This is a genomic window from Corallococcus sp. NCSPR001 (genome assembly GCF_017309135.1).
Lineage (GTDB): Bacteria > Myxococcota > Myxococcia > Myxococcales > Myxococcaceae > Corallococcus.
This window is the reverse complement of the sequence record NZ_JAFIMS010000002.1, coordinates 2,647,186-2,671,864: the sequence shown is the minus strand read 5'-3', so window position 1 is coordinate 2,671,864 and position 24,679 is coordinate 2,647,186. Positions and strand designations below refer to the sequence as shown.

At 71.6% G+C, this 24,679-nt stretch carries 22 protein-coding genes; 10 read left to right on the top strand and 12 right to left on the bottom strand.

What is annotated here, in order from left to right; all coding sequences use genetic code 11:
* Positions 1-165: 165 nt before the first annotated feature.
* Together JYJ93_RS13035 and JYJ93_RS13030 are read left to right on the top strand one after the other, a co-directional pair.
* Complete coding sequence (locus JYJ93_RS13035) at positions 166-834, top strand: RNA polymerase sigma factor (RefSeq protein WP_206790465.1); 669 nt, start codon at positions 166-168, stop codon at positions 832-834.
* Positions 821-2,860 carry a FecR domain-containing protein gene (locus JYJ93_RS13030; RefSeq protein WP_206790464.1) on the top strand — a complete coding sequence of 680 codons (2,040 nt, stop codon included), beginning with the start codon at positions 821-823 and terminating at the stop codon, positions 2,858-2,860. Before JYJ93_RS13035 ends, JYJ93_RS13030 begins: the two co-directional genes overlap by 14 nt.
* Here JYJ93_RS13030 and JYJ93_RS13025 read toward each other — a convergent pair.
* The gene (locus JYJ93_RS13025) at positions 2,832-3,392 is read right to left on the bottom strand and encodes an FxsA family protein (protein ID WP_206790456.1); all 561 of its coding nucleotides are present in this window, start codon (positions 3,390-3,392) and stop codon (positions 2,832-2,834) included. The two genes, JYJ93_RS13030 and JYJ93_RS13025, sit on opposite strands and share 29 nt — an antisense overlap.
* A gap of 91 nt (positions 3,393-3,483) precedes the next feature.
* A complete protein-coding gene (locus JYJ93_RS13020; protein ID WP_206790454.1) occupies positions 3,484-3,984 on the bottom strand; it encodes a hypothetical protein in 501 nt (166 codons plus the stop codon).
* 111 nt (positions 3,985-4,095) lie between these two features.
* Here JYJ93_RS13020 and JYJ93_RS13015 point away from each other — a divergent pair, with 111 nt between their 5' ends.
* The 3 genes from JYJ93_RS13015 (at position 4,096) to JYJ93_RS13005 (ending at position 7,166) form a co-directional block, all read left to right on the top strand.
* Positions 4,096-5,409, top strand: coding sequence for a class I SAM-dependent rRNA methyltransferase (locus JYJ93_RS13015; protein WP_206790452.1), 1,314 nt, complete (start codon positions 4,096-4,098; stop codon positions 5,407-5,409).
* A gap of 64 nt (positions 5,410-5,473) precedes the next feature.
* The gene (locus JYJ93_RS13010; RefSeq protein WP_206790450.1) at positions 5,474-5,968 is read left to right on the top strand and encodes a YkgJ family cysteine cluster protein; all 495 of its coding nucleotides are present in this window, start codon (positions 5,474-5,476) and stop codon (positions 5,966-5,968) included.
* 82 nt (positions 5,969-6,050) lie between these two features.
* On the top strand, positions 6,051-7,166 hold the full coding sequence (locus JYJ93_RS13005; RefSeq protein ID WP_206790448.1) for a glycerate kinase: 1,116 nt from the start codon (positions 6,051-6,053) through the stop codon (positions 7,164-7,166).
* A gap of 13 nt (positions 7,167-7,179) precedes the next feature.
* Here JYJ93_RS13005 and JYJ93_RS13000 read toward each other — a convergent pair whose 3' ends face one another.
* Both JYJ93_RS13000 and JYJ93_RS12995 read right to left on the bottom strand, forming a co-directional pair.
* The gene (locus JYJ93_RS13000; protein WP_206790446.1) at positions 7,180-8,148 is read right to left on the bottom strand and encodes a nicotinamidase; all 969 of its coding nucleotides are present in this window, start codon (positions 8,146-8,148) and stop codon (positions 7,180-7,182) included.
* 44 nt (positions 8,149-8,192) lie between these two features.
* Positions 8,193-9,638 (bottom strand): nicotinate phosphoribosyltransferase, encoded by a 1,446-nt coding sequence (locus JYJ93_RS12995; RefSeq protein WP_206790445.1) that lies wholly within the window; start codon positions 9,636-9,638, stop codon positions 8,193-8,195.
* Between the two features lie 199 nt (positions 9,639-9,837).
* On the opposite strand from JYJ93_RS12995, the gene JYJ93_RS12990 reads away from it, so the two are divergent.
* A complete protein-coding gene (locus JYJ93_RS12990; RefSeq protein WP_206790443.1) occupies positions 9,838-10,512 on the top strand; it encodes an MmcQ/YjbR family DNA-binding protein in 675 nt (224 codons plus the stop codon).
* A gap of 75 nt (positions 10,513-10,587) precedes the next feature.
* Here JYJ93_RS12990 and JYJ93_RS12985 read toward each other — a convergent pair whose 3' ends face one another.
* The 3 genes from JYJ93_RS12985 to epmA are packed head-to-tail and all read right to left on the bottom strand — an operon-like array spanning position 10,588 to position 13,060.
* Entirely contained in the window at positions 10,588-11,313 is a 726-nt protein-coding gene (locus tag JYJ93_RS12985) for an inorganic pyrophosphatase (protein WP_206790441.1), read from the bottom strand.
* Positions 11,310-12,047 (bottom strand): lysophospholipid acyltransferase family protein, encoded by a 738-nt coding sequence (locus JYJ93_RS12980; RefSeq protein ID WP_242543785.1) that lies wholly within the window; start codon positions 12,045-12,047, stop codon positions 11,310-11,312. The genes JYJ93_RS12985 and JYJ93_RS12980 overlap by 4 nt, the downstream gene beginning before the upstream one ends.
* Entirely contained in the window at positions 12,047-13,060 is a 1,014-nt protein-coding gene (gene epmA, locus JYJ93_RS12975; protein ID WP_206790440.1) for an EF-P lysine aminoacylase EpmA, read from the bottom strand. Before epmA ends, JYJ93_RS12980 begins: the two co-directional genes overlap by 1 nt.
* 29 nt (positions 13,061-13,089) lie before the next feature.
* On the opposite strand from epmA, the gene JYJ93_RS12970 reads away from it, so the two are divergent.
* Together JYJ93_RS12970 and JYJ93_RS12965 are read left to right on the top strand one after the other, a co-directional pair.
* Positions 13,090-14,826: a chromosome segregation protein SMC gene (locus tag JYJ93_RS12970; RefSeq protein WP_206790438.1), complete on the top strand. Its 1,737-nt coding sequence runs from the start codon at positions 13,090-13,092 to the stop codon at positions 14,824-14,826.
* A gap of 51 nt (positions 14,827-14,877) precedes the next feature.
* Complete coding sequence (locus tag JYJ93_RS12965) at positions 14,878-15,420, top strand: FHA domain-containing protein (protein WP_206790436.1); 543 nt, start codon at positions 14,878-14,880, stop codon at positions 15,418-15,420.
* Positions 15,421-15,489: 69 nt separating this feature from the next.
* Here the strand turns inward: JYJ93_RS12965 and JYJ93_RS12960 are convergent, their stop codons facing one another.
* The 4 genes from JYJ93_RS12960 to JYJ93_RS12945 all read right to left on the bottom strand — a co-directional run bounded on the left by JYJ93_RS12960 (position 15,490) and on the right by JYJ93_RS12945 (position 20,807).
* Complete coding sequence (locus tag JYJ93_RS12960; protein ID WP_206790434.1) at positions 15,490-16,536, bottom strand: SPFH domain-containing protein; 1,047 nt, start codon at positions 16,534-16,536, stop codon at positions 15,490-15,492.
* Between the two features lie 199 nt (positions 16,537-16,735).
* Positions 16,736-17,536: an ABC transporter permease subunit gene (locus JYJ93_RS12955; RefSeq protein WP_206800279.1), complete on the bottom strand. Its 801-nt coding sequence runs from the start codon at positions 17,534-17,536 to the stop codon at positions 16,736-16,738.
* Positions 17,537-17,538: 2 nt separating this feature from the next.
* The gene (locus JYJ93_RS12950) at positions 17,539-18,498 is read right to left on the bottom strand and encodes an ABC transporter ATP-binding protein (RefSeq protein WP_206790427.1); all 960 of its coding nucleotides are present in this window, start codon (positions 18,496-18,498) and stop codon (positions 17,539-17,541) included.
* On the bottom strand, positions 18,495-20,807 hold the full coding sequence (locus tag JYJ93_RS12945) for a glycosyltransferase family 39 protein (protein ID WP_206790425.1): 2,313 nt from the start codon (positions 20,805-20,807) through the stop codon (positions 18,495-18,497). Before JYJ93_RS12945 ends, JYJ93_RS12950 begins: the two co-directional genes overlap by 4 nt.
* Before the next feature lie 298 nt (positions 20,808-21,105).
* Between JYJ93_RS12945 and JYJ93_RS12940 the strand changes: the two genes are divergently transcribed.
* A complete protein-coding gene (locus JYJ93_RS12940) occupies positions 21,106-22,323 on the top strand; it encodes a hypothetical protein (RefSeq protein WP_206800277.1) in 1,218 nt (405 codons plus the stop codon).
* A 7-nt stretch (positions 22,324-22,330) separates the two neighbouring features.
* Positions 22,331-23,188, top strand: a complete 858-nt coding sequence (locus JYJ93_RS12935; RefSeq protein WP_206790423.1) for a hypothetical protein — start codon at positions 22,331-22,333, stop codon at positions 23,186-23,188.
* 18 nt (positions 23,189-23,206) lie between these two features.
* Here JYJ93_RS12935 and JYJ93_RS12930 read toward each other — a convergent pair whose 3' ends face one another.
* Complete coding sequence (locus tag JYJ93_RS12930) at positions 23,207-24,649, bottom strand: rhomboid family intramembrane serine protease (RefSeq protein ID WP_330166748.1); 1,443 nt, start codon at positions 24,647-24,649, stop codon at positions 23,207-23,209.
* Between the last annotated feature and the right edge of the window lie 30 nt (positions 24,650-24,679).

Here is a 24,679-nt window from a genome sequence, read left to right as displayed (position 1 = left end):
ACGCAAGAGGCGGCCAGATTGATCAAATCTTTTTGATCTTTTTTTGTCGGTCCGGAGACCTAGGGGCACGGAGGCAGTGTGCTCGTCTGGACCACCGCTACAGACTGGAGGGCGTTCCTGGAAAAGGGAGACGTCCTTCATCGTCACCCTGAAGGAGAGGCCCGGGTGTTCAGCCGAGGAGCGCGCACGTGGACGGCCACGGTCCCGCCGGAGTCCGGCGTGGACGCGGTGGACGCGCGTGGGCCGGCCTCCGCGGACGAGGCCCGCCTGCGGCTCCTGGTCCAGCGGGTCCAGCAGGGGGACCTGAGCGCCTTCGAGCAGCTCTACGAGGCCACGAAGCTGGACGCGGCGCGGACCCTGCGCCACCTGGTGGGGAACCGCGTGGAGGTGGATGACCTCCTCCAGGAGACGTACCTGCGGCTGCTCACGGCGGTGAAGGGCTTCCGGGGGGAGTCCCGCTTCAAGACGTTCCTCTACCGGGTGTGCGCCAACGTGGCGCTCAGCCATCTGCGGTGGAAGCGGCGCCGGCCGGAGGACCCCTTCGCGGAGCCGCCGGAGATGGTGGCCACGGGGGAGGACCCGGAGCGCGCCGCGGAGCGCCGTCAGGCGGCCCGGCTGGTGGAGGCGGCGCTGGAGAAGCTCAAGCCCAAGAAGCGCATTGTCTTCGTCTACGCCGAGCTGTGCGGCATGAGCCCGGACGAGATCGCCGTCGCCGTGGGAAGCTCTCCCAACACCGTGCGCAGCCGCCTGCACCACGCGAGATTGGAGTTCACGGAAGCCATGCAGCGTCTGGTCGCCGACCGGCCGGTGGGAGGTTCCCATGACCGGTCATGAGACACAGGCCTTGTGGGCGCTGGCCGCGGGAGAGCTGGATGCCGCCGGCAAGGCTCGCGTGGAGGCACACCTGGCGGAGTGCGCCGCGTGCTCGGCGGAGTGGAAGCGCGTGGAGGAGGCCCGGGCGCTGCTGCACACGGCGCGTTCGGTGGAGCCGTCCGTGCGGTGGGAGGAGACGGGGGCGAAGCTGAAGGCGGCCGCGGCGAAGCGGATGGCGGTGCCCGAGCGGCGGTTCCTGTCGCCCTGGGCGATGACGCTCGCGGGGGCCTGCGCCGTCGCGCTGGTGGTGTGGTTGGGTGGAGCGCAGTGGAGGAATGCGGCGCAAGGGCCGGAGTCCGCAGTCGCGACGAAACAGGGCGCTGGGGAAGCTGGAGAGCGGACCGTGCCCGGGGACTTGAAGGCCACCGGGCAGCGTGGCGCCACGGAGGAAGCGGTCGCGGCTCATTCGGAGGCTGCGTCCACCACGGAGGCGGAGCGCGTCACCGGCGCGGTGGTGCGGGAGGCCACGGGTGTGGAGCATGCGCTGGCGGCCGGGATGCGGCTGCGCTCGGGCATGGCGGTGCGGACGCCTCCGAAGGCATCGGCCGTGCTGCGGCTTCCGGATGAGAGCCGCGTGCGTCTGTCGGCGGGCTCGGACGTGGTGTTTGCTCGCGCGGACTCGAACGCAGTGCACCTGACCGTCCAGCAGGGACGGCTGTCCGTGAAGGCCTCGCATGCGCGTCGCGACGCGTTCCTCGTGGAGTCCGCGGGCCTGAGGGTGTCCGTCGTGGGGACGGTGTTCTCGGTGGAGCGCACGGCGGCCGGGGCCGCGGTGGCGGTGCTCGAAGGGCGCGTGCGCGTGGACGCGGAGGGACAGCCTCCGCGCTTCGTGGACGCGGGCGAGCGCGTGGAGCTCGCGGGCGCCGGTGAGACGTTGAAGCCTCGCGCGCTCTCCGCTGGAGACCGGCAGGCGTTCCAGGACCTGCGGGCCGATGAGCCTTCCGCTGCCGTCGCGAGCGTCGTGCCCGCGAAGAAGGGACCGTCGCGAGTCGAAGAGCGCCCGTCCGTCGCCACGCGCGACACGCCCGCGGCTGGGACCTCGCCCGTGGAGAACAACGTCGCGCCGTCGCAGACCGTCGCGCAGAAGGCGCCCACCGCCCCGGCTCCCGGCACCTCGCCCGTGACGAACAACACCGCGCCGTCGCAGGCCGTCGCGCAGAAGGCGCCTACCGCTCCGGCTCCCATGGAGAACAAGGCCGCGCAGTCGCAGGCCGTCGCGCAGAATGCGCCCACCGCCCCGGCTCCCATGGAGAACAACGCCGCGCAGTCGCAGGCCATCGCCCAGGCGACGCCGGATGGCTCGGCTCCCGTGGAGAACGACACCGCGCCGTCTCAGGACGTCGCGCGGAAGACGCCCGAGGCGCCTCGCACCGCTGTTGCCCAGGCGCAGGTTCCCAACACGGAGATTCCGCGGGCCGTGCCTTCGCCCGAGCCCACCCCGTCCGATGACTTCGCGCCCTACCCTGGCGCTTCAGCGGGTTCGCTCGCGTCCTCCTCGCCAATGCCGGGCGCCGTGCAGGCTCCCTCCATGGCTCCGGCCCCGCCCTCGGAGCCGCGCAAGCGCAAGACGCTGGGCGGGCTCGTTCCGGGCGGACTGCTGTCGGACGACTCCGATGAGCGCTTCCTCGGCTACGCCAAGGTCCAGACGGCCGGAACCACGTGCGGGCAGTTCCTCGTGGGCCTGGGCGAAATCGCCTCCGCCAGCCCTCGCACGAGCCACCGGGAACAGGCCCGCATCCTGCGCGGCCGCTGCCTCACCAAACAGCACCTGCCCGCGGACGCGGAGGACGAGTTCCGCCAGTACCTCCGCGAGTTCCCCAACGGCCACTACGCCACCGAGGCCCGCATCGCCCTGGGCATGTCCCCCGAGCCCGAGCCCGGCGCCCTCCCGCGGAAGCCCGCGCCCCTGCCTCCGCCCGTGACGCCGCGCTGGAACGGCTCGCCCCAGCGCGTCCCCGTCAGCCCCGGGGTTCCTCGTCGCTGGTGAACTCCGCGTCGACCTCGCCCCCTTCGCTCCGGGGGCGGCGGAAGGCGGTGGGCTCTTCTTCCGTGGGCTCCACCTTCGCGGTCGTCTCCGGCGATTCGAAGCGCCGCGCGTCCAGGAACGGATCCTCGCCCGGAATGGGCCCGACCTGCGTGAAGCGCACGGTGCCCGACCGCAGCGTCTGCTCCAGCGAGCGCCGCACCCGCGCCGTCACCACGCGGCGCACCGGCGGCACCATCAGCAAGAGCCCCATCACGTCCGAAATGAACCCCGGCGCGATGAGCAGCGCGCCGCCTACCATCACCAGCACGCCGTTGAGCAGGCCCTCCTCGGGCACGCCCCCTCCAGCCATGGCCTCGCGCCAGTTGCGGAACACCTTCTCGCCCTGCCTCCGGGCGATGAGGCTCCCCAGCACGGCGGAGACCGCCAGCAGCCCGAGCGTGGATGCCAACCCGATGTGGTGCCCCAGGGTGATCAACAGGTACAGCTCCGCCAGGGGCAACAGGATGCAGACGATGACGAGGGCCTTGAGCACGCTGGCACGTTAACGCCAGATTCACTCCCGCGCTCATTGTCGGCCGGACTCGCCGTGTTCCCACCCACCAGGGTCCCCGGCGCCCCCCGGCTCACTCCCCGTTGAGCTTCTCCATCAGGAAGCTCATCACGAAGTAGAGGATGGCGAAGCCACCCACCGCGAAGAGCACCAGCCGCGAGCCCATCGACATGGGCTCGGACGCCAGGCCCCGGCTGTTCACGCGCTCGGCCCGGTCCATCGCCTCGGCCAGGCCGGGGGTGATCTCCATGGGCTTCGCGGTGCGCCGGTAGTGCTCCGTGCGCAGGTACTGCTCCACCACCCGCTCCGTGGCGGCGCCCGTGAGGACCTCTCCCAGCTGCGGGTCGAACAGCCGGAGCTGGGCCTGATGGGCCAGTCCGGCGGCCTCCGTCAGCGCCTCGCGGATGAGCGCCTCACCGTCCACCAGGGGCACGCGCAGCTCCGCGCCCACCACCCGCTTGCCGTCGCGCAGGGGCAGCACCTCCACGGTGCCCACGCCCAGGTCCCACTCGCGCACGCCGTCCGGGCGGCCGGTCCCCGGGCGTGCCGCCAGCAGGGCGTCCACCCGTGCCATGTCGAAGGGGGCGCCTGGGGTCCGCGCCTGAAGGACCAACTCGTAACTCACGCGGGTTGCGAGTATACGCCGCCCGGTCGTTCCCGCCTCTTTGCCTCCGAGAATGCCTCGATGAAGCCCTCCTCTCCCCCCCGCTCCGGCCGGCCCGGCGCCCCTCCCCCCGGACGCGGCGGCAAGCCCGGCGCGCGCCCGGAGAAGCACGGCCAGCGCCCCGAGAAGATGCGCGCGGACCGCACGTCGCCGGAGCTGGGCCCGGACGGCACACCCCAGGTGATGCTCCTGCGCCGCGGCTCCGACCGCTGGCTCGCGGGCCCGCCGTGGATCTACCGCGCGGACCTCAACGGCGACCCCGGCCTCCAGGGCGGTGAAGTCGTCCGCGTGGTGGACGGCCGCGGCTGGTTCATGGGCAAGGCCTTCTATTCGAAGCAGTCGAAGATCTCCCTGCGCTGGCTCACCAACGACGACGTCGCGGTGGACGCGGACTTCTTCCGCCAGCGGCTCCAGTCCGCCGAGGCGCTGCGCAAGCTGGCGCTGCCCGGCGAGACAACGTACCGGCTGGTGCACGGCGAGGCGGACGGCCTGCCCGGGCTCGTGGTGGACCGCTACGGCGACTACCTGAGCGCGCAGTTCCTGGTCCCCGCCATGGAGCAGCGCAAGGCGCTCATCGCGGACCTGTTGGAGGAGCTCTTCCACCCCAAGGGCATCGTCAACCGCTCCGACGTGAGCGTGCGCCACCTGGAGGGCCTCACGCCGGAGAAGGGCCTGCTGCGCGGCACCCTGCCGCCGGGTCCCGTCTCCTTCGACGAGGGGCTGGTGCGCATGCGCGCGGACCTCCTGGAGGGCCAGAAGACGGGCGCGTTCCTCGACCAGCGCGAGAACCACGTGATGGCGGCGCAGTACGCCTTCGGCGACGCGCTGGACTGCTTCAGCTACGTGGGCGGGTTCGCGCTCCAACTGGCCACGCGCGCGAAGCACGTCACGGCGGTGGAGATTTCCGACGCGGCCTCCGCGCAGCTGCGCGACAACGCCCAGTCCAACAAGCTCTCCAATCTGGAGGTCGTGACGGCCAACGCGTTCGACTTCCTGCGCGACGCGGTGGACGAGGGCAAGCGCTACGACACCATCGTGATTGATCCGCCCTCCTTCGCGAAGAACAAGGACGCGATTCCGGCGGCGGTGCGCGGCTACAAGGAGCTCAACCTGCGCGCCTTCCAGCTCCTGCGCCCCGGCGGCATCCTGGTGACCGCGAGCTGCACGTACCACGTGGACGAGCAGGCCTTTGAGGAGATGCTCGCCTCCGCGGCGGCGGACGCGAAGCGCCGGGTGCAGATCATCGAGCGCCGGGGCGCCGGCCGCGACCACCCCGTCCTCCTCAACCTGCGCGAAACCCGCTACCTGAAATGTTTCGTGCTGCGCATGCTGTGAGATAGGGTAGGACCCATCCAAGGGGTCCAACGAGCGGACCCCGACGTGCGGGAACGGTTCAGTCATGGCACGCCGGGATTGGGACGACGCAGACGACGAGGCCCCCGCGTCCGGTACGCGGGCGTTGGAGCGCGCCCTCCAGGAGACGCGCACCGTCTACCGCCAGGCGGACGCGGCGTACGCCCCGTATTCGTGCCCCGCGAGCGGTGAGTGCTGCCAGCTGGCCGTCACGAAGCGCCAGCCCTGGCTGTGGCTCCCGGAGTGGGAGCTGCTCAAGCGCAGCAAGCCCCTTCCGCCCCCTCGCGCCGACGGCGCCTGCCCCTACCTGGACGCCGCGGGCCTGCGCTGCACCGTGTACGCGGACCGGCCGTTCGGATGCCGCACGTTCTTCTGTCAGCGCATCCAGGGCCCCGCCCGGCAGCCGTCGGACGAGGTGTCCCGGCTCCTCCTGCGGTTGGAGCGGATTTCACAACGCGTGATGCCGTCGCTGCGGGGGCCGCGTCCCCTCCTGGAATGGTATGCCGGGGTCAGTACCACCCCGGCCCGGGAGGAACGATGAAGCCCATGTCGCAGACGCGGTGGCGGAGCGCCCACCGGAGTCGCATCGTGTCCGCGCCGTCCAAGCCCGTAGGTGCCCGAGCATGATCCCCCCACGCTGGCTGCTTGCGCCCCAGGAGTTCAAGGGCACTTTGAGCGCGGCCGAGGCCGCGGACGCCATGGCGGAGGGGCTGCGGCAGGCCTCGCTGGACGTGGTGCTGGACGTGGCGCCGCTGGCGGACGGAGGTCCGGGCACGCTGGACGCGCTGCTCGCGGGCACGCCGAGCGCCGAGCGCCGCAGGCTCACCGTGCGCGGCCCCCTGGGCACGCCGGTGGAGGCCTGCTGGGCGCGGCTGGATGACGGGCGCACGGCGGTGGTGGAGATGGCGCAGGCCTCGGGGCTCGCGCTGGTGCCCCCGGAGCAGCGGGACGCGCGCGCCGCGTGCACGCACGGCACGGGGGAGCTGCTGCGCGCGGCGCTGGACTCGGGCTGTGAGCGGCTCATCGTCGGGCTGGGCGGCAGCGCCACCACGGACGGCGGCAAGGGCGCGCTGGAGGCGCTGGGCTTCCGCTTCCTGGACGCGGATGGAGCGCCGCTGCCGCCGGGGGGCGCGAGCCTCGCCAGGCTTTCGCGCGTGGACGCGAGCGGCAAGCACCCGCGCCTGGAGCAGGTGGAGCTGCTCATCGCCACGGACGTGACGACGCCGCTGTTGGGCGCGGACGGCTCCGCGCGCCTCTTCGGTCCGCAGAAGGGCGCGGATCCGGCGATGGTGGAGGAGCTGGAGGCGGCGCTGGCCACCTTCTGCCGCATCGTGGACGAGGAGGCCGCGAACCTCCCCGGCGCGGGCGCGGCGGGAGGCCTGGGCTACGGGCTCGCGGCGCTCGGCGGCGGGAAGCTCACGTCCGGGTATGACCTGGTGGCGCGAGCGCTGGGGATGGAGCGGCGCGTGCTGCTCGCGGACCTGGTGCTCACGGGCGAGGGCCGCTTCGACCGGCAGACGTCCATGGGCAAGGGCCCCGTGGCGCTCGCGAGGCTGGCGCGCGCGCAGGGCACGCACGTGGTGCTCTTCGCGGGCGTCGTGCAGCGGGACAACGGACCGGAGCTGTCCCTCTTCCGCGAGGTGGTGGAGCTGAACGGACAGGCCCGCCCCGGCGCCACCGCCAGGGAGACGCTGCGCGACGCCACCGCGAAGTGGGCGCTCGCGCACCTGGGCCGGTAGCGACGGCCCTACCCTACTCCAGCGGATCCGTCGTGCGCACCACGCGCATCCCGGCGGCGCGGAAGCCCTCCAGCGCCTCCTTCGCCACGCGCGGGAAGTCCAGCGCCGCGGGCAGCGGCTCCAGCGGAGGCGCGGGCACGGGGCTCATCGCGTCCTCCAGGATGTAGATGTTCCCCAGCTTCGACTTGTCCGTGCGCTCCAGGGACTGCTGAAGGTCGCGCAGCGTGGACAGCACGCAGTGCGAGCTGGCCTGCCCGAACACGTAGACGCGGTCGAAGGACAGCAGGTGCTCCATCAGCCGCGCGTTGAACTCGCCCACGCGCTGGCCCTTCACCTGCGTCACCTCCGGCGCCATCACGGAGTAATTCTCCGTCAGCGGGTGCTCACCCTTCAACTCGAAGTGCGTGGGCGTGTCCCGCACCAGCGCGTGGAAGAGGCTCGCCTCGTACATCGCGGGCACCAGCGCGTGGCTCTGCCCGCCCAGGAGCGCGTGGTACGGCCAGATGGCCAGCACGTACCGGCCGCTCGCCTCCAGCCCCTCGCAGTACGCCAGGCTCTCCTCCGGATGGCGCGTGGCCCGCCAGCGGCCCTCCCGCACGTCCTTCGCGGTGATGACCGTCATGGGCGCGGGCGGCCGCCCCTCCGCGTCCTGCCACCACGCCGGGTGGAAGATCTGGAAGACCCGGTGCGTGTCCAGCGAGAACACCAGCCCCGTCAGCCGCTCCAGGTGCGTGTACAGCCAGCGCAGCGTGCGCTGCGTGTCCTCCACCGCGCCCGGGACGAAGAGGCTCGCGCCCGGCGTGCAGAAGGCCACCTGCGCGTCGATGCCGAACGCCGCGATGCGGACCTTGTCCTCGCGGGCCGGGCGCACGCGGTGCTCGGCGGCGTAGCGCCAGGCCTCTTGAGAGACCTCCGCCACGCGCTCCAGGTAGAGCTGGCCGACACGTGCGTCGTCGTGGAAACGGGGAAGCGGCAGCGGCATGACGTGCTCTCCAGGCCCGCCCGGTGCCGCCCTGGCCCCTGGCGTCAGCGGCCCTGCGGGAAGTGGCGCCGGGTGATGGACTCCACCAGCGCCTGCGTGGTGGCAGTGTACCCGATGCGCTGCTCCTCCGGCGTCAGGCCTTCGCTGCCCACCAGCGACGGCATGGACGGGGCCGACTCCATCAGCGGGAAGTAGCCCTGGGGCGTCGCCTCCCCCGCCTGCCCCACCAGCCCCAGCGGCCCCGTGCCCGTGCGGCGGCGGAAGAGGACGGGCGTGCCCGGCACGCTCTGCTTGCCCTCCGCCAGCTCGTTGCCGAACTTCATCACCGGCGTCGCGCCCGAGCACGACAGCTTGTAGATGGCCGCCACCCGGTCGCGCGTCAGCGCATGGGACATGGTGCGCGCCACGATGTGGCCGCCGTAGCCGTAGAACTGCGTCGTCGGCTCCCAGCCCACCTGTTTGCGCAGCTCCTCGAACTCGCGCGTCATCTGCGCGTCCAGGCCGTCCTCCAGGATGATGACCGGCTTGATGCCCAAATCCCGCGCGCGCGTCACCGCGTAGAGGTACTGGAGCTTCTTGTTCCCGGAGTCGAACCGGATGGAGTCCCCACCCTGCGGCTCCTCCGAGATGAGCTTGAACGCCGCGGGGATGCCCGACGTCAGCGTGTCGAAGGTGTCCAGCAGGTAGCTGGAGCGCTGCGGCCGGCGCTCGTGCATCGCGCGGTAGGCCGCGTCGTCGGAGCCGTAGCGCTGCACGTGCTCGTGGCCCATGGTGCCCACGGGAATCATGTTGAGCACCCGAGCGCCCTCCACGTTGCTCGTGCGCTGCACGCCCTCCTCCTGGCACGCGCGCAGGGCCAGCTCGTGCTGCTCCAGACAGGTCGCCGCGCGCAGGCCCACCTCGAAGATGCGCGAGGGGTCCTCGACGATGTCCACCAGCTCCTTCACCTGCGCCCGCACGCGCCGCACGTAGCCTTCCGTGTCCACCTGGATGGACACGGCGCGCACGCCCACCTGGTCCAGCGTCTCCAGGGCGATGCGCTTCTCCTCCTCGCACGTCACCGTGGCCAGCGTCCGGGCCAGGGCCTCGCGGTCCTGCAGCGCCTGCGTGGCCACCTGGACGCGGTAGTTGAGCTGCAACAGCAGCGGCTCCAGCCAGGACACCAGCGCGGAGGGGCCCGTGAGGGTGAGGATGGGCTCGCGCGGCAGGAACAGCGCGCCGCGAGGAACGGCGCGCACGGACAGCTGCGCCTTGCGCAGGATGGCCGCCTTGAAGCCCACGCCCATCTCGTAGTCGTGGCGGGCGAGGAACGCGTAGTCGTCCGGGTGCGGCTCCGGCAGCAGGCCCTTCACCCAGGCCTCCAGGTCCAGCGGCATCACCTGGGGACCGCCCTTGCGGTGCGAGTAGTAGAACGTTTCCTTCCGCAGGGGCCAGCCGGCCTCCGCCATGCTGAACTTGTAGCCATCCGTGGCGAGCAGGGACTGGGGCATTGGGAAGCGGCTCCTTATCGTTGACCGCGAGACTATGCGTGCGCCCCATCCCGTACCTAGGACCAAGGGCGCTGATGGCTGCGGGAAACCACGGGTGACCCGCTACCCGTCCTTCCGTCAGCAACCGACACATTGGGGAATACGCTGGATGCGACAGGTGCGGTTAAGCTGTCGCGACCCACAACGAAGCCAGGTGCCCATGCCCGCAGAGAACGAGACGCAGAAGGTCGAAGCCGTACTGCGCGAACATGCGATGAGCTACCCCGGCGCCCACGAGGACTTTCCCTGGGGCCACCGCGCGATGAAGGTCAATGACAAGACCTTCCTCTTCATAACCGTCGACGGCGAGAAGCTGAACCTCTCCGCCAAGCTGCCCGACTCGAAGGACGCCGCCCTCACGCTGCCCTTCACCGAGCCCACCGAGTACGGCCTGGGCAAGAGCGGCTGGGTGACCGCTCACTTCGACGAGGCCTCGCAGGTGCCGGTGCCCGTCATCAAGGCGTGGATCGACGAGAGCTACCGCGCCATCGCGCCGAAGAAGCTCGTGGACCAGCTGCCCGCCCGGGGCACCGCCGTCCCCGGCCCCGCCTCGAAGCCGGCGAAGAAGGCCGCCGCGACCAGGAAGCCCTCCGTGCGCCAGGCCGTGGCCCCGGCGAAGAAGGCCGCGAAGAAGGTCGTGGGCAAGGTGAAGGCCGTGGCCAAGAAGGCCGCCGCCCGCGTGAAGACCGCGGCGAAGAAGGCCTCCCAGAAGGCTGGGAAGGCGGTGGCGAAGACCACCTCCGCCGCCAAGGCCAAGACGGCGCGCAAGCCCGCCGCTCCGGCCCGGGGCAAGCGCGCCGCCACCTCCGCGCCCAAGCGCGCCCGCCGCTCGTAAGGCGCGAGCACTCACGGTCCACGCGCGAAAGGAAGGGGCCCTGCCCTTCCCTCGCGGTGGAACCTCACGAAGCGGCTACTTCTTGCCGCGGCCCGTGGGGCCCCTGGCGGCGGACTTCGACACGGCCGTCTTGCGGCGCGCGGCCGGCGCGGACTTCTTCGCTGGCTTCGCCTCCGGCTCCACGAAGAGCTTGTCGTAGTCGCGCATGCTGCGGCGGATGACCTCCATGGCCTCCTGCCGGTCGTAGACCTCCGCGATCTCCACGCTGCGCTTTCCCTCGCCGGGAATCTGCTTGTAGGTGAGGAAGTAGTGCTTCAGGCGGTCCAGCAGCGGGCGCGGCAGCTGCGCGATGTACTGGAGCTCGCCGTACACGAGGTCCGACTCCAGCACCGCGATGATCTTGTCGTCGGCTTCGTCGCCGTCGATCATCCGGAAGCCGCCCACGGGCACCGCGTGCACCAGCAGGTTGCCGTTGGAGACGACCTTCTCCGTCAGCACGCAGATGTCGATGGGGTCCCCGTCGCCGCGGATCTCCTTCACGCCGGTGCGCTCCGCGCAGCGCTTCGCCACCTGCTCGCCGCAGTACGTGCGCGGGATGAAGCCGTAGAGCGTGGGGCACTGGCTGCTGAAGCGCTGCGGCCGGTCCAGCATCAGGATGCCGGACTCCTTGTCCATCTCGTACTTCACGGCGTCCGTGGGGACGATCTCGATGTACGCGGTGACGACTTCAGGGGCCTCCGGCCCTGGCGAGATGCCGTGCCAGGGGTGGGCCTGCGACGTGGTCTGGGTGCTCTTCTTCATGGAGTGTCTCCCGAGCGCTGGCGCGCCTCGGCGTACAGCCCGGCCACCGCCTCTTCCAGGCGGCGGGTCAGGGTATCGCGGTCAGCCAGGGTCAGCCCCTCGGTGGGCACCGGCTTGCCCACCACCAACGCGACCCGCTGGCCCCACTGGATGGCCCGCCCGCCCTTGGGGAGGATGAGCCGCGTCCCGGACACGGCCAGGGGCACGACGGGGACCTGCGCCTGGATGGCCAGCGTGGCGGCGCCCTTCTTGAAGGGCCTCAGCTCGCCGTCCGGGCTGCGGGTGCCCTCCGCGTAGAACAGCACGCTGACGCGCTCGCGCAGCGCTGTCACGGCCTCCTGGAGCCGGGCCCGGTCGTCCGCGCCGCCAGTGCGATGCACGGGGATGTTGCCCGCGACGCGCATGGCCCGGCCGAACACGGGCACCTTGAAGAGCTCCGCCTTGGCGACGTAGCGCGTGTGCTTGTCGATGTGCGCGAAGTTCACCAGCGCGTCGAAGTGCGACTGGTGGTTGCTCACGAAGACGACGTTGCCCTCGCGGGGGATGTTCTCCAGGCCATGGGCCTCATGGCGCACGCCCGCGGACGCCAGGCCCGACAGCGCCCACGCGCGCAGCACCTTGTCCGCCGCCGGGTGCTGATTGAGTTCCGACAGCACCGTGATGGTCGCGGCCGCGGCGCCCGTGAGGCCCACCGTGGCCGTGCCGGAGAACACCGTCTGGAGCACCTTGAGCATCAGACGAACCCGTGCGCGGGGAACAGGAGGACGTCCTCGATGCGCTGGACCCCGAGCAGCAGCATCAGGATGCGGTCGAGCCCCACGGCGATGCCCGCGGACGGCGGCATGCGGCCCACCGCTTCCAGGAAGCGCTCGTCCAGGGGATACACGGCGCGGCCCAGCTTGCGGCGCAGCTCCTGCTCCTCCACCAGCCGCGCGCGCTGCTCCACCGCGTCCGTCAATTCGGAGAAGCCGTTCGCCAGCTCCAGCCCCTTCGCGTACAGCTCCACCCGCTCCGCCACGCGGCCATCGCCGGGCTTCAGCCGGGACAGGGCCGCCATGGACGCGGGGTACTCGATGAGGAAGGTGGGCCGCTCGTGGCCCAGGCCCCGCTCCACCCGCTCCAGGAAGAGGTGGAAGAAGACGTCGTCGAAGGACGTGGAGCTTCCGGTGTGCACGCCCACCGCGTCCGCGGCCCGCTTGAGCGACGCGCCGTCCGAGTGCACGTGGATGTCCACGCCCGTGGCGCGCAGCACGGCGTCCCGCACCGTCACGCGCTCATAGGGCGTGCGCGTGAAGAAGGCGGGGTCCGCGCCCATCTCGCCTTCCTTCGCGTCCGCCGCCGCCCGGCCCGCCGCCGCCAGCGCGCCCTCCAGGTCATCCATGATGGCGTGGTAGTCCGCATGCGGCCGGTAGAACTCCAGCAGCGTGAACTCCGGGTTGTGCGTCTGGGATACCTCGCCGTTCCGGAACACCTTGCAGATCTGGAACAGCGGCCCCGCGCCCTGCGCGAGCAGGCGCTTCATCGCGTACTCGGGGCTGGTGTGCAGGTAGAGCGTGCGCGCCCTGCCCAGGTCCGTCTCCGGGACGAAGGGCGTCTCGAAGGCGGAGATGTACGGCTCCATGCCGGGCGTGGGCACGAGCAGCGGCGTCTCCACTTCCAGGTATCCCTGGCTGGCGAAGAACCGTCGCAGGGCGGAGTAGAGGCCCTGGCGTCCTCGGGCCGCTCGCCATGGGTTTACGTTGGGCATCGGCAGGTCGGAAGTAACATGGGCGGCCCATGTCCCCAAGGATTCCGTCCCTCCTCGCCGCCGCCGTGTGTTTGCTGAGCGCCTGTCACAAGGCGCCGCCCCCGGCCGTGGTCCCCCCTCCCAGCGAGGAAGAACTGCTGACCGGCGAGGTGAACGCCTTGTCCTCGGAGGCCGCGCTCCTCCTGGAGGAGCAGCACCGGCTCGTCTGGGACTTCTGGACGGAGGGAAAGGCGGTGGACATCGCCGCCACCTACAGCGGCAAGCAGGCGCTCTTCAGTCTGGAGAACCTGCGGCGCATCGACCGGCTGCGGCACCTGACCAAGGACCCGCGCGAGCTGCGCGCCCTCACCGCGCTCCACGGCCACTTCGCCGGTGAGTTCCTGTCGCGCGAACTGGCCGAGCACAACGACGCGTCCGCCAACCTGGAGGCGTCCCTCAAGCTGAACGTGGACGGGCGCGAGGTGCGCTACCACGACCTGGAGCGGCTGCTCGCCAACGAGAAGAGCGCCCTCAAGCGCAGGGCGCTCTACGCCGCGGCCACGCCCGCGCTCACCCGCCTCAACCAGACGCTCCTGCGCCGCGAGACGCGCACCCGCGAGCTGGTGACGCAGATGGGCTTCGAGTCCTACGAGGCCTTCGGCAGCGAGCTGCGGCAGGCGGACCTGGAGCGGCTGGCGCAGCTGGCGGAGGAGGTCCTCCAGGCCACCCAGGAGCCGTACCGGCTGGTGATGGAGCGGCTCTCGCAGCGCGAGCTGGGGCTGCCCTTCGCGCAAATCACCCGCGCGGACATCCCGCGCCTGTTCCGCTCGCGCGAGGTGGAGGACGCGTTCCCCAAGGGCGAGTCGCTGGCGAAGGCGCAGGCCACGGTGGCGGGGCTGGGCATCGACCTGAACGCGCTGCCCAACGTGAAGGTGGACGCGCGCGACCTGCCGCAGAAGAACCCGCGCCCGCTGGCGCTGTCGGTGAAGGTGCCGTCCGACGTGCGGCTGTCCTTCAAGCCGGGCACGGGCGTGCTGCACCAGGGCCGCGTGCTGCATGAGGTGGGGCACCTCTTGCACACGGCCTTCACGCAGGAGACCCGCTTCGAGCTGGCGCGGCTGGGCAACCCCACCGTGGGCGAGGCGTACTCCGCGCTCTTCGAGGACCTGCTGGAGGACCCGGTGTGGCTGGAGGAGAACGCGGGCGTGCTGGGGGACGCGGACAAGCGCGCCCAGTACCTGGCGACCTCCAGCGCGCACAAGCTGTACCTCATCCGCCACGCGGCGGGCCGGCTGCTCTACCAGTTGGAGCTGCACCGCCGCACGGACGTGGATCCGCGCGAGCTCTACCGCGCGCTGATGGCGCGCACCGGCGCCATGCCGATGACGGCGGACGACGTGGAGCGCTACCTCGTGGACCAGGAGGACTTCTACCAGTCCGCCGACAGCTTCCGGGCGTGGTTCCTCGCCGGGCAGCTCCAGGGCCAGCTGAAGGCGCGCTTCGGTCCCGCGTGGTGGCACGCGCCGGAGGCGGGCGCGTTCCTCAAGGAGCTCTGGGCCCGGGGCAGCGCGCCCTCCGCGCGCGAGGTGACGCAGGCCATTGGTGAGAACGGCCTCGCGCCGGACGTGCTGCTCTTGAGGCTGAGCACCACGCTCCAGGTGCCCATGAAGCTAGACCTGCGCCGGTTGGACGACACGCCCGCGCCGGCGCCCGCGGCCCCCGCGACGACGCCGGCCTCGACGGTGCCCCAGATGCCCCGGGCGGACGCCACGCCCCTGGCCTCGTAGGCACCCGCGGCCCCTTCCCGTCCCCACCTCTTGCACGTAGGGTCCCAAGCCATGGTGTCCGTGAAACAGCTCCGCCCCTTCGCGGGCGCCTCGCTGGAGTCCTTCCGGTCCGCGTCCGGTGCAATCGCCCTCATCCAGCAGCCCGTGGACGCCGCCTTCCAGGCCGTGGTGGCCCCGGGCATGGTGGGCATGCGCACGGTGGGGATGGCGCACCGCTCGCGCATGGAGGAGCGGCTGCTCGCGATGCTGCGCGACTTCGACAACCTGGAGGTGCACTTCCTCCAGCCGAACCAGGACGGCGAGGAGTTCACCGTGGGCCGCACCGACGCGTGCGACCTGATGGTGCCGGAGCCCTCCGTCTCCCAGCACCACGCCACCCTGCGCTGGAACGCGGGCGCCGGGGACTTCTCCGTGCGCGACGCCCAGTCCATGAACGGCACCTTCATCAACGGCGCGCCCCTGGGCTTCAAGGCCCAGGTGATGCTCCACGACGGCGCCACGCTGGCCTTCGGCGACGTGCAGTTCCTCTACCTGCGCGCGGAGACGCTGCACGAACAGCTGCGCCTCGCCGTGCCGGGCACGACCGCCCCTTGAAGAAGCGAAGGCCCCGCCTCCTCATGGGAGACAGGGCCCTCGTTCAAGTCAGCGCGGGCAGCGGCGGGACTACAAGAGCTTCATCAACTCCGCGCGCTTGGCGGCGTACTCCTCGTCGGAGAGCACGCCCGCGTCCTTCAGCTCCTTGATCTCCTTGAGCCGCTGCGCCGGGCTGCGCGTGTCCGCGGGAGCGGCCGCCTGCGCGGGCTCCGCGGGGCGCTGCTGCTGCTGCTGGTTCTGCTGGTTGGCGAACATCTGCGCCATGCCGAACCCCATGCCCATGCCCATGCCCTGCATGGCGCCGTCGGAGCCGCCACCGCCCTTGGCCATGCCCTCGGACGCGCCGAGCATCGCCTGGCCCTGCGCGTACTGCTGGAAGCCGCCCGCCAGCCGCGAGTACGCCACGTCCTTGGACAGCTTCTTCAGCGTGACTTCGTCCTCGGGCTTGATGCTGACGACGAAGTTGCCCATGCGGACGATGGTGAGGCCGTAGGAGTCCACGTGCGGCTTGAGGCCGGCGAGGATCTCCTGCTCCATCTCCTCCACGTAGGCGCCGCTCGTCACGTCCAGCAGCGGCCACTTCTTCTTCACCAGGAGTTCGGCGGTGCGGTCGCGCGTCACCTTGAGCACCTGGCCCTTGAACCAGCCCAGGAACTCCTCGTTGGTGGCGCGGCCCATGCCGACCAGGCCCACCACGAGCTTCTCCGGCTCCGTCACGCGGATGGAGAAGTCGCCGTACACCATGGTGCCGATGCCCAGGCCCGTCTCCGGGTCGCGCACGTCGCCAATGGGGCCGCCGAACTTCACGCCCGTGTGCTCACGGTTGGAGACGAAGAAGATCTCCGCCATGAACATGTTGCCGCCGGTGAAGCTCTCCAGCAGGCGCGACAGGAACGGGATGTTGTTGGTGTCCAGCGTGTGGCGGCCGGGCCCCAGCTTGCCCTCCACCTTGCCGTCCTTGACGAACAGCGCCACCTCATCCGCGTCCACGGTGAGCTGCGTCTTCATCCGGACGTTCTTCTCCGGATACTTGTAGACGATTTCACCCTTCGCGCTGTCCGCGCGGGCGATGAAGTTCCGCTGCGCCTCGCCCTTGATGCTGTCGAAGATCCCCATGTCTGTTTCAGCGCCTCCGTGGCCGCCTGGGCGGCAGGTCTTCAAAGCTTCGTAACGCCTACCCCTAAATGCGGGGCCCCCGGCGCGAAAGCGCCACCGCGCTGCCGCCCCGGCATCCTCCTCTGGAACATACCAGCTTCACGGGCGCCTGCCCGTCCGGCCGGCCCCCTGGCAGTCCACTCTCCAACCCGCCAGTGACTCAACCCCAGCGGCTGACCAGACGTTCCCGGTCCAGGAACCGGATGCTGGCCGCCAGCAGGATGACGTCCAGCACCACCACCACCCCGCCCTGGATGGCGTAGTAGCCCATGCCCGCCTTGAGCACGCCGGCCACCTGGCCCCCCACCAGCCCCACCAGCGGCAGCACCACCAGCGCGGACAGCTGCTGCGCCATGCGCGCCTCGCTCACCCGGGCGGAGATGAGCACCGCGACGCCGTTGCCGAAGAAGGCGAACAGCGGCGCGAGCACGAAGACGCCGAAGCCCCACAGCGCGTTGGGCATCAGCGGCGCGCCCACCAGCGGCCACGCCACCCAGTCCACGCCCACGCAGAACAGCGCGAAGGCCACCCAGGTCAGCACCACCGCGGGCACCAGCGCGGCCAGGCACTTGCCCGCCACCAGCTCCGCCGCGGACACGGGCGACGCGAGCAGCGGCTCCAGCGTGCGGCGCTCCTTCTCCCCCGCCACGCTCTGGGACGCGATGAGGATGGGGATGAAGACGGGCATCACCAGGAACATGCCGAACCAGTCGGTGAGCGACTTGTCGATGAGGAAGCGCGCCGCGCTCGCGCCCAGGGGCAGCGTGGGGTCGTAGAAGAGCGCCACCATGCGCAGGTCCGATTGGTCCGGCTGCCGCACGTACGTCCACACCACTCCGATGGGCACCGTCACCATCACCAGGGGCAGCACCGCCATGGACACGAGCAGGCCCACGTTCTTGCGCAGGTCCAGCGAGTCCTTCCAGAACACCGCCAACGCGCGTCGCGGCCGGAAGGCCATGCTCACGTCCCCTCTTCCCGCAGCAGGTCCAGGTACACCTCTTCCAACGGGCGCTGCGCGGGCACCACGCTGTGCACGCGGGCCCCCGCCCTCACCAGGCACGCCACCACGTCCGGCGCCCGCGCCTCATCCGCCAGCATCACCCGCAGGCGCCCGCCCTCCACCAGCACGTTGGGCCGGAAGGGCAGCGCCGCCAGCGCGGTGACGAAGCCTCGCGCGTCGCCCTCCACGCGCACGTCCAGCGACTGCCCCGCGCGGCGCAGCTCGCGCACCGGGCCCAGCGCCAGCAGGCGGCGGCGCACCACGGCCACGCGCTCGCACAGCCGCTCCACCTCCGACAGGTTGTGCGAGCACAGCACGATGGTGCGCCCTTCGGAGGCCAGCTCCGCCACCGCGTCGCGCACGGTGCGCGCGGACTCCGGGTCCAGGCCGCTGGTGGGCTCGTCCAGGAAGATGACGCGCGGGTCGTGCACCAGCGTGCGCACGATGGCCAGCTTCTGGCGCATGCCCTTGCTGAAGCCGCCGCACGGGTCGTCCTCGCGGCCCCCCAGCCCGAAGCGGTCCAGGTAGTGCTTCGCCCGGGGCCACGCGACGGACTCGTCCATCTCATGCAGCTTCATGAAGAAGCGCAGGTTCTCCCGCGCGGTGAGCCGGTCGTAGAGCCCGGGCTGCTCGGTGAGCAGCCCCACCACCTTGCGCAGCGACTCGCCGTCGTGCGTGACGGAGTGGCCCCACACCTCCGCGTCGCCGCTGGAGGGCTTGAGCAGCCCCGTCAGCATGCGCACCGTCGTCGTCTTTCCCGCGCCGTTGGGGCCCAGGAGGCCGAACACCTCCCCGGGCCGCACGTCGAAGGTGAGGTCCTCCACGGCGGTGCGCTCGCCGAAGCGCTTCGCCAGGCCGCGCACGCGCAGGCCGCCCCTCGCCAGGGGCTCCGCGAGCGGGGGCGGGACGAGGATGCTCACTCGATGGTCACCAGGACGAACTTGTTGTTGATGTCCCGGTCGATGAGGGTGACGTTCTTGTCGGCGCCCACCGCGTTGCGCAGCAGGTTCACGCGGTTGTGCTCCACCAGCGCCCACTCGCGGCCGGGCCGCGCCGCGTACTGGCGCATGCGCGTGTTGGCGTCGTTGGCGCGGAACTGCTCCACCGTGTTGCGCGAGTAGAACGTCTCCCCGCGCCAGTTCATCATGTACGCGGCGATGGGCTCCCCCGGCTGGCGCTGGTTGTAGTAGCGCCAGAACAGGTCGCGCTGCGTCCAGTGGTGGGACAGGTCCACCCAGTGGCCCCAGTTGAACCAGAGCGCGAACGCCGCGGCCAGGCCCCAGAAGGTGCTGAACAAGAGCACGCGCGAGCGCTGCAGCGCGGCCACCGCCGCCAGCACGCCGGCCACGCCGAACGCGAAGCCCATGCCCACCTTCACGTTGATGGTCCCGGACAGGGCCTTGAACAGCGCGTCCGACGCGGGCGGCCCCTTGAAGCCGCGCACCGCCAGCGCCACGCCCACCAGCGCCAGGCCGAAGCCCACCGCCTGGAGCACCGTGCGCCCCGGCGCCTCCTCCGGCCGCGACGCCTGCCAGAAGAGGAAGCCCGCGAGCGCCACCAGCGCCACGCCCCACAGCCCCATCGCGGACACCTGCCCCTGTGACGCCACCGCGACAAGCGTGGCCCCGCCGGTGAGCAGCAGGCCCAGCGCCACCGCGCGCGCCGCGGCCGGGCGCTCCAGCTTCGCCTTGGAGGAGAACGCGTCGAAGGCCAGGTACACGCCGAAGGCCAGCAGCACCAGCGTCACCAGGTCGCCCATCCACAGCGGGCGCGAGGAGAAGAACGCGATGGGCTTGGAGACCAGGTCCTGCGGATAGGGCCGGTCGTAGTTGTAGACGAACAGGTCGGTGAAGTCCTTGGGGTTCTCCGCCAGGTCCTTGCCCACCAGGATGAAGAGCACCAGGCCGAAGATGAGGCTCACCGCGTGCTCGTGGATGCCGTCCTTCCACAACCGGTCCACGAACAGCGCGATGAGGATGGCCAGGCCCGGCAGGATGGGGAACACGTAGTGGTGGAACTTCGTGGCGCTGGAGGCCAGCAGGTAGAACGCGAACGCCACCCACAGCACGGCGATGAGCGCCAGGTGGTCCGCCTTGTCGCGCGAGCGCAGCTTGAGCCGCGACACGACCGCGAACGCGCCGGGCACCAGCGCCACCCACGGGAAGATGGCGAAGCCACCCTGTTCGATGAAGTAGGTGAACGACCCGCCGGGCGTGGTGGTGTGCACGCCCGCGGTGAGGCGGTTCAGGTGGTCGTGGATGAAGAAGCGGTACCAGAACAGCTTGCCCTCGTCGTCCACGCCGTCGAAGAGCACCAGCGTCAGGTACCAGGGCACCGCCACCGCCGCGAACACCAGGATGCCCGTGCCCAGCTTCATCCGGTACATCTGCGCCCACAGCACGGGCATGGCCCGCGTGCCCGCGCGCACCTGGGCGCGGACCTCGCCGCTGGTGAGCCAGCGCAGGTGCGCCTCCAGGCTCTCGCGGCTCCACGGGATGACGCCCGCCACCGCGTACAGCACCAGGATGACCGCGGGCAGGCCCACGCCCAAGAGGCCCTTGGCCAGCGTGGCCAGGCCCGCGAAGACGTAGAACGCGTACCACCAGCCGGCGCGGTGCTTCGTGGTGTCATCCAACTGGCCGATGATGGCGCACGCCATGGCGCACACGAAGGTGGTGACGAAGGGCGTGTCGGTGACGGTCTGCCGGGTGAGCAGGAAGTACAGCGGCATGGTGGCCAGCACGAAGCCCGTGGCCAGGCCCGCGCGCATGTTCACCGTGCGCGCCACCGCCAGCGACAGGAGCGCCACGGCGGTGATGCTCAGCAGGGCGAAGGGCATGCGCATGCCCCACTCCGTGTAGAGCCCCATGGCGCCGTCGCCGCGCAGCGCGCCGACGATGTTCATCCCCAGCGCCTGCATCCACATGGTGAGCGGCGGCTTGGAGAAGAACCACGCGTTCTCCCAGAAGGGATAGACGTAGTCGGAGCGCTGGATCATCTGCCGGCCCACTTCGCCGTAGTGCGTCTCCCAGGGGTCCCACAGGCCGACCGCGCCCAGGTAGGGCACGAAGAGCAGCGCCGCGAAGCCCGCGGTCGCGAGCACGACGCGCGCGCTGAAGGACAGGGACAGCCACCGCCGCCCCCATGAAGACGTCAGGGTGTCCTCACCGAGGATGGCCTGGGTGAAGGTGGAATCCCCCTGCGAGTTCTTTTCGCCGTCGCTTGCCACGCGCGAGTGCTCCTTCGTCGTCCGGGACGGGCCACCGTGAACCCCATGGGGCCGGGGGGCTTATACCCCCGCCACCCCCGCCGGTCGACCGACCTGGAAGGGGGTGCGTCGTTCTCGCGCCAGCGCACGCGCATCCGCGTGCACAGGGGCTGTGCAGGCGCCTGTACAGCCGCACGGGCAAGTCCGCGGAAGGCCGTCCTCCAGCCAGGGGGCACGGGCCTTGAAGAGGCCCCCCATCACGAAGCCTGACCGCGTGGCCGGAACGCGCAGGGCCGCTCAACGTCGATGAGGAGTCGTGATGCTGGTTTCAGCGGTGACCCTGGGATGTGCCCTCGTGCTGGGGCAGGTGGAGGCGGAGCCCTGGGACTTCCAGATGGCCGTTCCGGATGCGTCCTCCCCCCGGCAATCCGACGCCGGGCAGGCTCGGTGCCTCACCCTGCCGCCCACGCCCGCCGTGCCTTCCGGAGCGTGGCGCGCCCGCTGCGACGACGCGAAGAAGGAGTGCCTGGTGTCGCCCGCCTACGAGCTGGACTCGGAGGGCCACGAGAAGGACCAGCCGATGCAGCGGGTGGACCGGTGCGTCACGAACCTGATGCCCACGGAGTTGGCGCGCCAGTACCGCATGGTGCCCGCCATCGCGGAGGCGCCACCGGGCTGGTACCGCGACGAGCGCGGGCGGGTGCTCCAGTACAACTTCGACCTGCACCGGCGCGTCTACGTGGGCGGGGCCTGGGCGCCGCGCTGGCTGGAGCGGACGGACCGCCTGGACCAGCGCGTGCGGGTGGACTTCGGCGTGGACATCGAGTGGCCGGGAGACTCGGACCGGCTGCACCGGCTGACGCTGCTGGACACGGAGCTGTACCTGGGGGACGCGGACTCCTACGAGGCCACGCTCCTGCGCTACGACTTCCGCAGCCAGAACGACGCGCCGCTCTTCCGGGTGACGACCTTCTACGGCCGCCCCCGGCGCTTCGACATCTACGCCAACCTGGGCTTCTGGATGGAGCTGCTCCACGGTGAGCAGGTGCGCCGCGAGGACGCGCACGCGGACTTCCTCTCCCTGGCCGCGATGAACGTGACGCTGGACCTGTGGCACTCGAGCGACCTCGTGTCCTACGTGCGCGTGCGGACCGGGCCCGCCGTGGAGCGCGACCGGACGAACGGCTTCTTCACGCTCGTTCCGGCGGCGGCGTTGGAGGGGGACTTCACGCTGGACCGGGACGGCTTCCACCACGTGCGCTTCGGCGCGGAGGCCCAGAAGGTGCTCTTCGCGGAGGCGGTGGAGGGCCGGCCCCTGCGTCCGGAGCGGCTGAGGCTGCGCGCGGGCTACGAGTTCATCGCGCTGGCCATCAACGACCAGCCCGTGAGCGTGACGCTGGATGGACGCGGGACGTGGCGCGACGACGTGGCGAACGCGCCCGCCGGCTGGGAGTGGTCCGCGCAGGCGGGCCTGCGCTTCTCCATGTGGGCCCCGGCCAGAAGGACCGCGCCGACGTCCGCTCCTGGAAAGGGCTAGGTCCGGGATGGTGGCGCTCGCGCTGGCATTGCTCCTGGGCACCGCGCCGGGCCTGCCCTGTCAGGGCCAGACGGCGGCCGGGGAGACGTTCCCCACCTGCTTCGACCCCGGCACCGGCTGGGTGCTGGGCACCGGCTTGCGCGTGCAGGACGACGCGGAGGCCCTCGCCGTGCGCACGGGGTTCCTCGTCCGCTCGGTGCGCTTGAGCGGCAGCAAGACGGACTCGCTGTGGCTCGACTCGCACCGGCTGCTCATGACGGAGGCGTGGGGCGGCGAGCACCAGGGGCTGACCTTCACCGCGTACGACGGCCTCTTGCGCAGGCACGTGGAGGAAGGCTCCCTGCTCGTCACCCTCGGCCGGCCCCGGCAAATCCCCTTCCCGTTCGACGTGGCCCTCGCCGTGCGCGCGGCGCACCTGGAGCGGCGCGTCTGGGAGGGCCCGGGCTGGACGCTGGAGACGGGCCGCGTGGGGCTGCTGTTGGATCCGCTCCGCACGAACACGGAGTGGGGCTGGCTGGCCGTGGGCCCCGCCGCGAGCCATGCGCTGCGGCACGCGCCGGAGGGCACGCGGAACGAGGTGTCCCCCTTCACGTCCCTGCTGCTCGACGCGGGCTGGGAGACGCGGGATGGCAGGTGGGCCCTGCGCGCGACCGGGCTCGCTGGCTGGAGCTTCGACTTCGACGGCGGCGCCCATTTCCGGGCGCGGGGGGAGGTCGCGCTGGAGCACGTGCTCCTCGCGGTCAACGACGCGCCGGTGTTCGCGCGGCTCACGGCCACGGGCGTGCGCGACGACGCGGGCCTCTACCGGCGCGACGAGGGGATGCTGGGGGTGGGGCTCGCGGTGCGCCCGTTCGGCGAGCGCTGAGCTCCCACGTCACCGCCTCTAGGGAGACGTCCCCGGGGCCTCGACCGCCGCCTTCAAGGCCCCCTCGGCCGCGCGCAGGCGCGCATCCCGGGGGTCCACGCGGCGGGCCTCTTCCAGGCGCAGCAGGGCCTCGGCCGTGTCCCCCCGCGCCAGCGCGCAGCGCACGCCCGCCTCCAGGGCGCCCGTGTCGGACGGTCCATACACCCGTGCCTCCGCCGCCGAGTGACAGCCCTCCTCCACCTGCCCCGACTCGAAGTACGCGCGGGCCAGCTCCACGCGCGTGTCCACCTGCGTCGGCGCCAGCCGCACCGCCGACGCCAGCGGCTCCACGGCATCCGCCGGCAGCCCCCACCGCCGCAGGGCATGGCCCAGCTCCCGCAGCGGCCCCGCCACGCCCGGCACCAGCAGCGCCCGGGCCCGGGCGACCCTCAGGCTCGCGGGCTCCTCGAAGCGCACGTCCGCCGTCATCCGCTCCACCACCCGCGCGTACGCCGGGTAGGCCTGGGGCCAGGTGAAGACGAGCCGGTACACCCACTCTCCACGCGGCACGAACCACGCCATCAGGTGCGTCCGCCCCCCCACCCCGTCCAGCTCCGCGCGGATCCGCTGCGCGGGTCTGCCTCCCAGGGACGCGGGCTCGACGGCGCCCACGGACACGGTGCGCCCCTCCGGCCCTGCCCGCCCCGGCACCAGCGACGCGTCCAGGAAGTGCTGGGCCTGCGCCGAGCCGTCCCCGGGCTCACCCGCCTCGATGGCCTCCGCCGTGAGCGTGGCCCGTCCCAGGCCCTTCAGGCCGTTGGAGAAGGCCCTGCGCTCCTGGCCGTCCTCCTCGCGGCGCCAGCCGTCCGGCAGCAGCACCGACATTCCGAAGCCGTCGTCGTGCTCCACCCGCCACCTGGACCGCTCCGTCACCACCACCGCCGCGCCCAGCCCCGCGAGCCCCACCAGCGCCACGGCCCGGAAGGCCCCCGCCCCCCACGCCCGCGAGCGCAAGAGGACGCCCACGAGCAGCCCCGCCATCAGCCCGCCCATGTGCCCCGCGTTGTCCACGCCCACGCTCGTCCAGCCGAGCCACAGGAAGACGAGCACCGTGGGCAGCGCGTTCTCCCCGGAGAACCACCCCATCCGTGCGCCCTTCGCCCCGGTCCGGGCGCGCCGCCCCAGCACCAGCAGCGTCCCCACGCACCCGAACACCCACCCGGACGCGCCCACGCTCACCGTCGGAGACCACCAGAGCGAGCCCGCCATCGTCGCCAGCCCCGACACGACGAGCAGCGCCACGTAGTCCCACCACCGGCACGAGCGCTCCACCGCCGTGCCCGCCCCCGCGAACACCAGCAGGTTGAGGCCCAGGTGCAGGGCGTCCCGGTGCAGGAGGTTGGCCGTCAAGAGCCGCCAGCCCTGCCCCGCGTCCGTCACCAGGGGGCCGGACTTCGCCCCCCAGTGGATCAACACATCCACTCCGGGCGGGCCTCCGGACGCCATCCAGGT

Excerpts from the sequence above, each read along its gene's own strand:
- JYJ93_RS12965 (WP_206790436.1), top strand. The coding sequence starts at position 14,878 with ATGGTGTCCGTGAAACAGCTCCGCCCCTTCGCGGGCGCCTCGCTGGAG.
- JYJ93_RS13005 (WP_206790448.1), top strand. The coding sequence starts at position 6,051 with ATGATCCCCCCACGCTGGCTGCTTGCGCCCCAGGAGTTCAAGGGCACT.
- JYJ93_RS13020 (WP_206790454.1), bottom strand. The coding sequence starts at position 3,984 with ATGGCACGGGTGGACGCCCTGCTGGCGGCACGCCCGGGGACCGGCCGC.
- JYJ93_RS12985 (WP_206790441.1), bottom strand. The coding sequence starts at position 11,313 with ATGAAGAAGAGCACCCAGACCACGTCGCAGGCCCACCCCTGGCACGGC.
- JYJ93_RS12960 (WP_206790434.1), bottom strand. The coding sequence starts at position 16,536 with ATGGGGATCTTCGACAGCATCAAGGGCGAGGCGCAGCGGAACTTCATC.
- JYJ93_RS12970 (WP_206790438.1), top strand. The coding sequence starts at position 13,090 with ATGTCCCCAAGGATTCCGTCCCTCCTCGCCGCCGCCGTGTGTTTGCTG.
- JYJ93_RS12980 (WP_242543785.1), bottom strand. The coding sequence starts at position 12,047 with ATGCTCAAGGTGCTCCAGACGGTGTTCTCCGGCACGGCCACGGTGGGC.
- JYJ93_RS12935 (WP_206790423.1), top strand. The coding sequence starts at position 22,331 with ATGGTGGCGCTCGCGCTGGCATTGCTCCTGGGCACCGCGCCGGGCCTG.
- JYJ93_RS13030 (WP_206790464.1), top strand. The coding sequence starts at position 821 with ATGACCGGTCATGAGACACAGGCCTTGTGGGCGCTGGCCGCGGGAGAG.
- epmA (WP_206790440.1), bottom strand. The coding sequence starts at position 13,060 with ATGCCCAACGTAAACCCATGGCGAGCGGCCCGAGGACGCCAGGGCCTC.
- JYJ93_RS13000 (WP_206790446.1), bottom strand. The coding sequence starts at position 8,148 with ATGCCGCTGCCGCTTCCCCGTTTCCACGACGACGCACGTGTCGGCCAG.
- JYJ93_RS12990 (WP_206790443.1), top strand. The coding sequence starts at position 9,838 with ATGCCCGCAGAGAACGAGACGCAGAAGGTCGAAGCCGTACTGCGCGAA.
- JYJ93_RS12955 (WP_206800279.1), bottom strand. The coding sequence starts at position 17,536 with ATGGCCTTCCGGCCGCGACGCGCGTTGGCGGTGTTCTGGAAGGACTCG.
- JYJ93_RS12940 (WP_206800277.1), top strand. The coding sequence starts at position 21,106 with ATGCTGGTTTCAGCGGTGACCCTGGGATGTGCCCTCGTGCTGGGGCAG.
- JYJ93_RS13010 (WP_206790450.1), top strand. The coding sequence starts at position 5,474 with ATGGCACGCCGGGATTGGGACGACGCAGACGACGAGGCCCCCGCGTCC.
- JYJ93_RS13015 (WP_206790452.1), top strand. The coding sequence starts at position 4,096 with ATGAAGCCCTCCTCTCCCCCCCGCTCCGGCCGGCCCGGCGCCCCTCCC.
- JYJ93_RS12995 (WP_206790445.1), bottom strand. The coding sequence starts at position 9,638 with ATGCCCCAGTCCCTGCTCGCCACGGATGGCTACAAGTTCAGCATGGCG.